This is a genomic window from Pseudactinotalea sp. HY160 (genome assembly GCF_009372055.1).
GTDB lineage: Bacteria > Actinomycetota > Actinomycetes > Actinomycetales > Beutenbergiaceae > HY158.
Genome location: NZ_WHMT01000001.1, coordinates 284,963 through 296,902 on the forward strand (window position 1 = coordinate 284,963; position 11,940 = coordinate 296,902).

An 11,940-nucleotide genomic window follows, 5' to 3' on the forward strand; every position below is an offset into this window, starting at 1 on the left:
CGACTACTTGGACGCCGCGTCGAAGGTCCAGGTCGTGGACGCCGAGGTGCCCTGCTCCAGGTCGGTCGAGGCCGTCACGACGAAGCACACGAACGCGGGTGTGCCCACGTCGAGGGTGGTGTTGTAGGTGCCGGTGGCGAGGTCGGAGTCGGAGAAGACTGCGGTTTCGGTGATCCCTGTGGTGCATTCGCCCGGGTTGGTGACCTCGTACAGGTCGTACGTCAGCCCGGCGAGTGCCGTGCCGTTCGTGGACATCGTCACGTCCGCCGAATAGTCGCCGGTCACCTGGAGCCCGAACGGGGCGGCCACGGTGTCGCCCGGTGCCAGGGTGCCCGCATCGAACGTGAGCGTGGCCGGCGCGCTCTGGCCGTTGTTCGCCCACGTCGTGCCGTCGGTGCTGCTCTGGAGCTCGAACGTGCCGGCCGTGAAGGTGCCGGTCGCCGCCTGATCGTCGCTCCAGGCGGCCAGGGTGACGGCCGCGCCGACGCCCAGCACGGCGCCGCCGGCGAGGATCGCCTTGAACTTGCGTGAACGGGTGGACTGCTTCATCTCAACTCCAACTGATGGAAGGACGGAATGTTCGATCAGTGATCGCCCGGCGACAATAAGCGGCAGTGGAACCCGCGATACGCCCTCTTCCCGTGAGTGCGTTTTCGCCCCTGCCGTCCATGGCACCAGAAATCATCCCGATGCTAGCAGTCGATCGGCCTGGTGAAGTGAGACGGCTGCATATGAAGCGGCCGCGCCGGAGGAATTCTCCGGCGCGGCCGAAATGGTGGCGGGTATGGCCCGCCGACCCGTGTCAGATTGCGACCTCCAGGCTCTCGTTCCGGGCCCCGAGATCGACGAACAGGGCGGCATTGAGGTCGAACGCGATCTTCGCCTCGGCCACGGCCTCGGCTCGTTGGGCGTCGGTGAAGGCGGCCGCGTCGAGCAGCGCGCGGTAGGAGTCCTTGAACGGCTTGACCTTCGGGATGGCGGTGAAGGAGTAGAAGGTCAGCTCCTCGGGCGGGATGCCGTAGTGGCGGCGCAGCATCGCGCTGATCGCCTGGCCGCCGGAGAGGTCGCCGAGGTAGCGCGTGTAGGCGTGCGCCACGTACTGGGCCGGGGTCGAGATCGCGGCGAGGCGATCGACATACACCTCCGTGGCCGGAACGAGGCTCGTGTGCTCGCGCCAGTCCGCGCCCACCATGGCCACGAGGTCCGCCTCGATGCTCGGCAGCCGGATGAGCTCGGGCAGCAGGAAGGCGGCGGTGATCGGATCGTTCGAGAGTCGCTCGCCCAGCTGCTCGAGTGCGGTGTAGATCGCCTCGTGCTGGACCGCGAGGTCGATATAGGCGGGGCGCCCGAGTCGGCCCGACATGAGGTCGGTGACGAACGTGCGGGTCTCGGCGTGCTCGTGCTGTTCCCGGGTGGCGGTGCGCAGCAGTTCCGACAGGGGCGTGGTGGTCATGGCGACGGCGTTCCTCGATCGACGGCGGTGTGTGGGTGGCAGGCGGGGCCGGCCGTGCTGACGCATTGTCACGACAGTGCGTCAGCACACTATGGCACGGTGCGTCGAATAACGACAGTTGTGAGTCACGTATTTGAGACGTGCGGTCGGCCGGGGCGTGAGGTCGGTCACGCGGCGGCGCCGCCGATGCTGGTCGGCGACGGCCGCAATCGCCGCCGCCGAGCCGATCGCGCCGGCGTCACGGGGATCCGACAGCCTGTCAGATCAATATGCAAGGTGCGTGTTGCGATATAAAGCGAGGGAAGGCTAGCCTTACTCGCGCTCCGGCGTGGATGCCGGTGACCCGGGCGAGGCAGACGCATCGCGATCGATCAAGAACGAGGAACCCATGTTGAGAACGAGTCCGTCTCGGCCGTGGCGGCGCTCCGCGAGTGCCCTCTCCACGCTCGCCCTCGCCGCCGTCGGCGTCATCGCAGCGACACCGGCGATGGCCGATGAGGCTGATGACGGGGGTCGGGAGATCCCAGCCGTCGCCGCGGAGTTCGCGGGTGAGATGGAGGTCGAGGTGACCGGGGCGAGCGCGCAGGACGGGCTCGAGTTGAGCGCCTCTGGAACCGGGTTCGCCGACCTGCCGGAGTCGAGCTTGGGGACGCCCGCGGCGGGCTTCTATCTCGCCCTCGTCGACACCTCGATCAGCGATGCGGAACTCAACGCCGACCAGGATCTCGCGACCGCGCTGCAGTACGTGCGGCCGACAGCGGTGAGCGACGGCGCCTGGTCCACGAGCCTGGTCGCCGGTGCCGACCAGCTCGACCGCGAATCGGACTACGAGGTCGTCTCCTGGGTCGCGCACGGCTTCCTCACCGAGGACACCGAGCTCGCCCGCGCGCCGATCACCCTGTCCGACGACCAGCTCGAGGCACTCTTCCCCGGTGATGCGGGCGAGGGGCCCGGCGATGGATCCGGCGAGGGCGGCACGGACGGAACCGACGCTCCCGAGACGACCGTGGCCGTGACCGCGGCCACAGCGACGGACGGGCTGACCGTGGCGGTCTCGGGCAGCGGCTATGTCGACCTGCCGGACGCCGAGGGCGCCGACGGGTCGGCCAAGCCCGCGATGGGCTTCTACGCCGCGATCCGCGACGCGGCGACGCAGAGCTACGAGGACATCAACGCCTCGACGAGTGCGCTGGCGCTCACCTGGATCATGCCGCAGCAGGTGCGCGGCGGGGCATGGGCGACCGAACTGTCCGTGCCCGCGGGGGAGGTGCCCGAGGGCGGCGACTTCGAGCTGCTCACCTGGTCCGCGCACGGGAACCTGACCGAGGCGACCCTCATCGACACCGCGCCGATCACCCTGTCCGACGACCAGCTCGAGGCACTCTTCCCCGGTGACGCGGGCGAGGGGCCCGGCGATGGATCCGGCGAGGGCTCGGGCGAGGGCGGCACGGACGGGACCGACGCTCCCGAGACGACCGTGGCCGTGACCGCGGCCTCGGCGACGGACGGGCTGACCGTGGCGGTCTCGGGCAGCGGCTATGTCGACCTGCCGGACGCCGAGGGCGCCGACGGGTCGGCCAAGCCCGCGATGGGCTTCTACGCCGCGATCCGCGACGCGGCGACGCAGAGCTACGAGGACATCAACGCCTCGACGAGTGCGCTGGCGCTCACGTGGATCATGCCGCAGCAGGTGCGGGATGGGGCATGGGCGACCGAATTGTCCGTGCCCGCGGGGGAACTGCCCGAGGGCGGCGACTTCGAGCTGCTCACCTGGTCCGCGCACGGGAACCTGACCGAGGCGACCCTCATCGACACCGCGCCGATCACCCTGTCCGACGACCAGCTCGAGGCACTCTTCCCGGCCGGTCCGGGCGAGGGTGGCACGCCGGAGCAGCCGGGCACCACGCCCGAGCAGCCGGACGGTCAGGAGCCGGAGGCCGAGGAGAACGAGGGCCCGGCCCCCGAGAACACGGCCCCGGTCGTGACCGGCAAGCTCGAGAAGCAGAAGGACGACGGCACGGTCGTCACCTGCACCGTCGAGACCGTCCAGGGCTCGGCGGGCACCCCGCGCCTGACCTGGGGCGTCAAGTCCTCGTTCGCGAGCTACATCGAGGGCGGCATCGCGAAGGGATCGATCTCCACCGCCGGCGGGGCGGCCCGCGGCGGCGGCGGCTTCACCTGGGGCGCGGGATCGGGCAGCCTCGACGCCTCCGGCGCCGGCACCGTCACCTTCCCCGGATCCGTCCACTTCTCCGGCCACGACGGCGTGCTCACCACGACCGTCTCGAACGTGCGGGTCAAGGTGACCGGCGCCCGCTCCGGCGTGCTCGTCGCCGACATCGCCTCCCAGGACATGGAGGGCAACGACCTGTCCGCCCGCGGCGTGACCTTCGCCGACCTGTCGTTCTCGTCGGTCTCCGGCCAGGGCGGCACGGCATCCGCCACCCTGACCGCCGCCGGGGCGAAGGCGTTCGCCGGCTTCTACTCCGCCGGTGAATCCCTCGACTCCCTCACGCTCTCCGTCAGCGGGGCCACCGCCGACACGACCGAGGAGGTCTGCTACGACCAGGACGGCAACCGCGTGAACGCCGACGGCACCACCTACACCGGCGACGGGCTCGCCCACACCGGCCTCGGGGGCGCGGACGATCTCATCGCCCTCGTCGCGGGACTCACCCTCGCCGGGGCGGTCCTGCTGCTCGCCCGGGCGCGGACCACGCGCCGCGGTTCAGCGCTGCGCCGCTGACCGAACGATCGGGTGCTCCCGGGGCGATCCCCGGGGGCACCCGGTCCTTCACAACGACAGATCGACCGATCGACCACCACAGCAAGGAGTCGCCCGTGAAGCGGTCCAGGATCGCCGCCGCGACGATCGCCGCCCTGGCCATGCTCGCGGCGGGCTGCTCCGCCCCCGCAACCGGGGGCGACCCCGCCGCGACGGCGACCACGGGGGCCACCGCGGCGACCCCGACCGGAGCCGCGACCGAGGGCGAGGACGAGGGAGAGCCGGGCGCCGTCGTCAATGCGCTCGACCTCACCGGGCCCGCCCACGCGGCCGACGTGCCGGACATGGAGCCGGTCGTGACGCGGGCGAGGCCGAGCCTGCCCGTGACCATCACGGATGCGGCGGGGGAACAGGTCACGATCGATAAGGCCGACCGCCTGCTCAGCCTCGACCTGTACGGCACGCTCACCGACACGGTCATCGGGCTCGGGCTCGGGGACTCCCTCGTGGGACGCGCCAGCTCGGACCTGCAGGCCTCGCTCGCGGACCTGCCCGTGGTCACCCGCGGCGGCCACGACCTCAACGTCGAGGCGATCCTCGGACTCGAGCCCGACCTCATCCTCACCAACACGACGATCGGAACCGCCGCCGCCTACAGCCAGCTCGAGGCCGGCGGGGTCACGGTCGTGCGATTCGAGCAGATCCCCACGTTCGAGGGGATCGCGACGACCATCGAGGCGGTCGGTGCGGCCGTTGGGATGGCGGCGGAGGCGACCACGCTGGCGGAGGACACCCAGGACCGGCTCACGGTCGCGCTCGAGCGGGTCGAGGAGCTCGCCGCGGGCACCCCGCGGCCACCCCGCGGATTGGTGCTCTACGTGCGCGGCACCGCCGGGGTGTTCTTCATCCTCGGCGCCGAGTACGGCGCCGCCGACATCCTCGGGGCGCTCGGGCTCGCGGACGTCGCCGGAGAGAACGGTATCGACAACCTGCGGCCCGCGAACGCGGAGTCCCTCGTGAGCCTCGATCCCGAGATCGTGCTCGCCATGGACGACGGCGTCGAATCGAGCGGCGGGATCGACGGCTTCCTCGACCGGCCCGGGATGGCCGCGACCACCGCCGGGATGAACGAGCGCGTCGTCACCGCCGCGGACAGTCAGCTCCTCGCCTACGGCCCCCGCACCCCGGAGAACCTCGTGGCGCTCGCCGAGGCGATCTACACCGGCGGCGACGCCTCGTGATCACCGCGCCGGACGCGCCCGAGACCCTCGCCGCCCGGGAGCCCGCGCGGCCCGGTCCCGCCCGCGGCGTCGGCGGCGTGCGGGCAAACCGGCGCGGCCTGCGCGCCGCGATCGTCGGCTCGGTGCTCACGGTCGGACTCCTCGCCACCCTCGTGGCCTCGGCCACGATCGGGCAGTTCGACACGACCCTCGGCGAGGTGGTCGATTCCCTCGTGCGCGTGCTCACCGGCGCGGCCTCCCCGAGCGAGTCGCGCCTCGACGCCGCCCTGTGGGCCATCCGCTTCCCCCGCGCGCTGCTGGCGATGATCGTCGGCGCCTGCCTCGCGGTCGCGGGTGCCGTGATGCAGGGCGTGTTCGCGAACCCGCTCGCCGAGCCGAGCATCGTCGGGGTGAGCTCGGGCGCCTCGGTCGGGGCGGCGGTCGTCATCGTCTTCGGCCTCACCGCCGTCACCCCCGCGGCGCTGCCGATCGCGGCGTTCCTCGGCGCGCTCGTGGTCACGCTCGCGGTCTGGGCACTGGCCCGCACCGGCGGCAAGGCGGCCGTGCTCACCCTCGTGCTCACGGGCATCGCCATCAACGCGATCGCGACCGCGGCCACGAGCTTCCTCATCTTCCTCGGCGACACCTCCTCCCGCGAGCAGGTCATCTTCTGGCAGCTCGGCACCCTCTCGGACGCGCGCTGGAGCAGCGTGGCGATCACCGGGGGCGTGTTCGCGGTTGCGTTCGCCGGCTGCCTGCTCGTGCGCGGGAACCTCGACGTGCTCGCCCTCGGGGACACCTCGGCCGCCACGAGCGGGGTGCCGGTCGAGCGACTGCGCGTCATCGCGATCCTGCTCGTGTGCCTGCTCACGGGGGTGGCGGTCGCGTTCTCCGGGGTCATCGCCTTCGTCGGGCTCATCGTTCCGCACGCGCTCCGGCTGCTCGTGGGGCCCTCGCACCGCTACCTCGTGCCGCTCTCGGCGCTCGGGGGAGCGGTGCTGCTCAGCCTCGCCGACATCGTCGCGCGCACGATCATCCCCTTCGGGGACCTGCCGATCGGGATCTTCACGGCCGTGGTCGGCGGCCCGCTGTTCCTGGTGCTGCTGCGGCGAACCCTGCGCGGGCAGGGGGTGCGCGCCTGATGGCCGCCCTCAGCCTCGCCGGCGTGAGCGTCTCGATCGGGGGCGCACGGATTCTGGACGACGTCTCGGTCGCCTTCGCGCCCGGGCTCGTCACGGCCCTCATCGGGCCGAACGGGGCCGGGAAGTCGACCCTGCTGTCGGTGGCGGCCGGGTACCTCGCGCCCGACCGCGGCAGCGTCACCCTCGGCGGGGAGGAACTCGCGCGGATCCCGGTGCGCCGCGCCGCGCAGCTGCGGGCCGTCATGGCCCAGGACTCGACCGTCGCCTTCCCGTTCACGGTGCGCGAGGTCGTGGCGATGGGACGGACCCCGTGGAACACCACGCCCGGGGACGACGACGCGATCGTCTCCCGGGTGCTCCACCTGACCGAGCTGACCGAGTTCGCCGATCGGGAGATCACCACCCTCTCCGGCGGGGAACGGCAGCGGGCCGCGTTCGCCCGGGTGCTCGCCCAGGCGATGCCCGTGCACGAGGCCAGCGTGCTCCTGCTCGACGAGCCGACCGCCGCCATGGACATCGCCCACGCCGAGTCGACCCTCCGGCTCGCCCGCGGGATCGCCGCGCGCGGGGCGGCCGTGGGGATCGTCGTGCACGATCTGGACGCGGCGGCCTCCTACGGCGATCACCTCGTGCTCATGGATCGCGGTCGCGTGCACGCCGCGGGACCCGTGCGGGAGGTGTGCACGCCGGAGCTGCTCTCCGGGGTCTATCGAACGCCCATCGACGTGCTCGAGCACGCGGGCCGGGTGCGCATCGCGCCGAGCCGGGGCGAGCAGCGCGCCGTCGGCCTGAGCGACACCGCCGAGCTTGCCGCCGGCCTGGCCCTCGACCTGTGATCACCGAGAATGATGGAATCTGACGCATGTTGAACAGGGACTAACAACTTCGCGCACCTTCGGCTACCATGAGCAAGCATTCGCTGTGCGATCCGAAGGATGAACAATGAAGTTACGACAGTCATGGCGCCCGCAGACGTGGGGAGCCGGCCTGGGAGTCATGGCGCTCGCGCTCGGTCTCTCGGCCCCCGCGCTCACCGCGCCGCCTGCGCAAGCCGAGCCGCCTGCAGAGACCAACGTCGCGCTCGCCTCGGAGGGTGGGGTCGTCACCGCCTCCGGTCAGGAGAAGGCCGGGCAGTGGGGTCCGGAACTGGTCAACGACGGCGATACGAGTGAGGTCGCCGGGGCGAGCGGGTCGCGCTGGTCCTCGAACCACTCCGATGACGCATGGATCCAGGTGGAGTTGGCCGAGCCGACCATCGTCGACCATGTGACGATCTACTGGGAGGACGCCTGCGCGGCGAAGTACAAGCTGCAGACCTCCACCGACGGGACGAGCTGGACGGACGCCACGGGCGAGATCGAGCCGACCTGCGGCACGGTCGACGACCAGGTCCTCGACACCCCCGAGCCGGTGGAGTTCGTTCGCATGCAGGCGCTCGACCGCACCCCCATCGGTGGCTCGAAGTGGGGAGTGTCGATGTGGGAGTTCCAAGTGTGGGCCGACCTATCCGAGCCCACCCCCGCTGAGGGCCAGAACATCGCCCTCGCCTCGGCCGGCGCGATGGTCGGCTCCTCGGGCACCGAGGTGAGTGACGGGCGCTGGACCGCGGATCTGGCGACGGACGGGGACCGCTCGACCCGGTGGTCGTCGAACACCTCCGATGACGCCTGGATCCAGGTGGAGTTGGCGGAGCCGACCGTCGTCGATCACGTGACGATCTACTGGGAGGCCGCCTACGCGGCCCGATTCAAGCTCCAGTCCTCGACCAACGGCACGGACTGGACCGACCTGACGGCGGAGCTCACCGGCTCCGAAGGGCGCCAGGAGATCCCGATCACCACCGGTGACCCGGTGGCATACGTGCGGATGCAGAGCATCGAACGCTCCGGCACGTACGGCGTGTCCCTCTTCGAGTTCGAGGTCTGGGACGGGCCCGAGCCCACGCCCGTGACCCCCGAGGCGAGCCTCGTGCCGCTGCCCGCCTACGTGGACTGGGCCGGCGAGGACGCCGAGCCGTTCCGGCTGACCGACGCCACGCGGATCCTCGCCGAGGACGGCCTCGCCGGCGAGGCGGCACTGCTCGCCGCCTCGCTGCGCGGATCGACCGGCTTCGACGTGCCGATCGAGACCGGCACGGCCGGAGCGAGCGCGAGCGACATCGTGCTGACCACGGGGGACCTCGACCAGGCCGTCGCCGACGCCGGGCTCGCGGACGCCTCGCTCGCCGAGAACCCGCTCGACGGCGGCGCGGAGACCTACCAGCTCGACGTCAGCGCCGCCGGGGCGATCGTCACCGGCGCCTCCGCGCACGGCGTGTTCAACGGCACCCAGACCCTGCTCCAGCTCCTGCCCGAGTTCGTGTACTCGCCCACGGCCGTCGCGACCGACTGGGCCGCCCCGGCCGTCACCATCGTCGACTCCCCCCGCTACGACTACCGCGCCATCATGCTCGACCCGGCCCGTTCCTTCCTCACAGTGGACGAGGTCAAGCACGTGCTCGACGCGATGGCGAATGCCAAGATGTCGGCCCTGCACCTGCACCTGGCCGACGACCAGGGCTGGCGGATCGAGATCACCAACGAGGGCAAGGCCGACGACGACCCGATCGACTACACCCGGCTGACGGAGATCTCCGGCAAGACCGCGATGAACAAGCTCGGGGCCACCTACAAGGACGAACTCGGCCACACCGGCTACTACACGCAGGAGGACTACACCGACATCGTGACCTATGCCGCCGAGCGGCACATCACGGTCGTGCCCGAGATCGACCTGCCCGGCCACACGAACGCCGCGCTGCACGCGATCCCGGAGCTCAACACGGCCGGCTCCTCCCACGAGGGCACGGCCGCGGAGCCCACGGCGCCCGCGAACGGCAGCGGCGACGTCGGCTACTCCTACCTCGACCCCGACTCCGAACTCTCCTTCACGTTCATCGAGCACGTGCTCGGCCAGATCGCCGCGCTCACGCCCGGTGAGTACCTGCACATCGGCGGCGACGAATCGCATGCGATGACCAGTCGCTACGGCATCGACGGATTCAACGAATTCGTCGCGCGCACGATCCAGATCGTGCACGACCTCGACAAGAAGCCGATCGGCTGGAGCGAGATCGCCGCCGGCACCCTCAACCCCGGCGACGGCGTGCAGTACTGGGTCGGCGGCACGGCCGACATCACCCGGGCCGTCACCCAGGAGGGCGCCAAGGTGCTCGTCTCGCGCGGCGGGAACTCCTATATCGACATGAAGTACAACCCGAAGACCCCGATCGGGCTTACGTGGGCGTGCTCGGGCATCTGCGACTTCGACCGGTACTACGACTGGAACCCGGCGGCCACGATCGACGGCGTCGACGACCCCGCCATCCTCGGCAACGAGGCGCCCATGTGGTCCGAGACGATCCGGGGCGGCTACCAGGCCGAGTTCCTCGCCTTCCCGCGGGCCTTCTCGCACGCGGAGATCGGCTGGTCGCAGCAGAGCGACCGGAACGTCGCCGAGTTCGCCCAGCGGATGGCGACCCAGGGCGTGCGGATGCTCGCCGGCGGCTGGAACTTCTACGACGGCGACAGGGCCGTGTGGGACACGGCGCTCGTCGGTACCGACCTCGAGGCCAAGCCCGGGGCCGACGTCACCTTCGACGTCGGGCTGCTCGCGGCGCCGGGCACGACGACCGACGGCGCGAGCGTCGCCGTCGACACGGTGGACGACGAGGACGGCGTGAGCCGCTCGAGCCTCGACGGCCCGCTCACGGCGACCGTCGACTTCGGCGACGGCACGGCGGCGCAGCAGGTGACCTTCTCGACCGAGCAGGCCCGGGACTCCCTCCACGCCGGCAGCCTGTACACCATCGAGGCCGGGCACGCCTACGCCACGGCCGGCGAGTACACGGGAACGATCACCGGTTCCGACGGATCGGTGGCGACCTTCACCGCCCGCATCGCGGCCGACGCCGAGAACCCGAGCGAGCCGGTCTCGCCCTGGGATCCGGCTGCGACCCCGACGGTGACGTTCACCGACGACGACGCGGAGGCGGGGGCTCGCACCCAGGTGTCGATCTCCGGCTTCGAACCGGGCAAGCACGTCGCCCTCACCTTCGACGGAGCGCCGTCGAACTCGGTCATCCCGGGTGACGACGGCACCATCACCGTGTGGTGGCAGGTGCCACCGGCATCCACGAACGGCGAGAAGACCCTCGTCGCGACTCAGGGCGAACGGAGTGCCACCGATGCGATCGTCGTGACCGACGGTCGCCTCACCCTGGCCGACCCGATCGACCAGTCGCTGTACACGGTCGCGGACGTCTCCAGCCAGGAGACCGTCGGTGAGCCCGCGGGCAGCGGGGTGGCCACCGCGGCGATCGACGGCGACCCGGCCACCTACTGGCACACCCAGTGGCAGGGGACGGTCGATCCGGACGGCTCCGATCAGCTGCCGCATCACATCACGCTCGACCTGGGCGGGCAGTACGACGTTCAGGCGCTGGAGTACATGACTCGACAGTCCGGGACGAACGGTCGCATCGCCGACTACGACATCTACGTCTCGAGCGACGGGACGACCTGGGGTGATCCGGTTGTGACGGGCACGTTCTCGACTGCGCTCTTCCCGCAGGTCGTGGAGTTCGCGCCGGTCGAGGGCCGGTTCGTCAAGCTCGTGGCGAAGACCAGCCAGGCGGGCAACGAGTTCGCCGGTGCCGCCGAGATCCGCATCGGGGGCCTACCCGCCGACGAAGGCGGCGGTGACGACGACGGCACGGCCGATTCCTCCGGTGGGGCCGACGACGGCACGGCCGACGCCTCCGGTTCCGGCACGGACGCCGGTGCCGACGCCGATTCGTCGGGTTCGGGTACGGATGCGGATGCCGATTCGTCGGGTTCGGGTACGGACGCCGGTGCCGACGCCGATTCGTCGGGTACGGACGCCGGTGCCGACGCCGATTCGTCGGGTTCGGGTACGGACGCCGGTGCCGATGCCGATTCGTCGGGCTCGGCTACGGACACCGACGCCGATTCGTCGGGTTCGGGTACGGACACCGGTGCCGACGCCGACTCGTCGGGCTCCGGTACGGATGCGGATGCCGATTCATCGGGTGCCGGTACTGCCGCGAGCGCCGACGCGTCGGGTTCTGGTGCCGGTACCGACGCGGACGCGGGTGCCGATCCCGCGGATCCCGGTGCCGATTCCGCCGGCGCGGGTGACGGCAGTGACGGTGGCGATGGCGGAGGCCGGGGCGCCGGGGCGGATGCGCTCCCGACCGTCCCGGGGGCCGACGAGCCGGGCGACCTGCCGGACACCGGGGCCTCCGTGCTCCCGGCGGCGCTCATCGCCTGTCTCGTGATCCTGGGCGGGGTGGCTCTCCTGGTCCGCCGAGGCGCCCGCGGCTGACCGCAGAACGGCTCA

General features: G+C 71.3%; 7 protein-coding genes. 5 read left to right on the plus strand and 2 right to left on the minus strand.

What is annotated here, in order from left to right:
- Positions 1-3: 3 nt before the first annotated feature.
- The gene (locus GCG21_RS01255; protein ID WP_152817457.1) at positions 4-549 is read right to left on the minus strand and encodes a SipW-dependent-type signal peptide-containing protein; all 546 of its coding nucleotides are present in this window, start codon (positions 547-549) and stop codon (positions 4-6) included.
- Between the two features lie 253 nt (positions 550-802).
- Positions 803-1,453, minus strand: coding sequence for a heme oxygenase (biliverdin-producing) (locus tag GCG21_RS01260; RefSeq protein WP_152817458.1), 651 nt, complete (start codon positions 1,451-1,453; stop codon positions 803-805).
- 388 nt (positions 1,454-1,841) lie between these two features.
- On the opposite strand from GCG21_RS01260, the gene GCG21_RS01265 reads away from it, so the two are divergent.
- From GCG21_RS01265 to GCG21_RS01285, 5 genes are all read left to right on the plus strand, one after another.
- Entirely contained in the window at positions 1,842-4,199 is a 2,358-nt protein-coding gene (locus GCG21_RS01265; protein ID WP_152817459.1) for an HtaA domain-containing protein, read from the plus strand.
- A gap of 95 nt (positions 4,200-4,294) precedes the next feature.
- Positions 4,295-5,419, plus strand: a complete 1,125-nt coding sequence (locus GCG21_RS01270; protein ID WP_152817460.1) for an ABC transporter substrate-binding protein — start codon at positions 4,295-4,297, stop codon at positions 5,417-5,419.
- Complete coding sequence (locus GCG21_RS01275) at positions 5,416-6,540, plus strand: FecCD family ABC transporter permease (RefSeq protein WP_370517188.1); 1,125 nt, start codon at positions 5,416-5,418, stop codon at positions 6,538-6,540. The genes GCG21_RS01270 and GCG21_RS01275 overlap by 4 nt, the downstream gene beginning before the upstream one ends.
- Entirely contained in the window at positions 6,540-7,376 is an 837-nt protein-coding gene (locus tag GCG21_RS01280) for a heme ABC transporter ATP-binding protein (RefSeq protein WP_194164876.1), read from the plus strand. The genes GCG21_RS01275 and GCG21_RS01280 overlap by 1 nt, the downstream gene beginning before the upstream one ends.
- A gap of 106 nt (positions 7,377-7,482) precedes the next feature.
- Positions 7,483-11,925: a family 20 glycosylhydrolase gene (locus tag GCG21_RS01285; protein WP_152817461.1), complete on the plus strand. Its 4,443-nt coding sequence runs from the start codon at positions 7,483-7,485 to the stop codon at positions 11,923-11,925.
- The last annotated feature ends 15 nt before the right edge of the window (positions 11,926-11,940 follow it).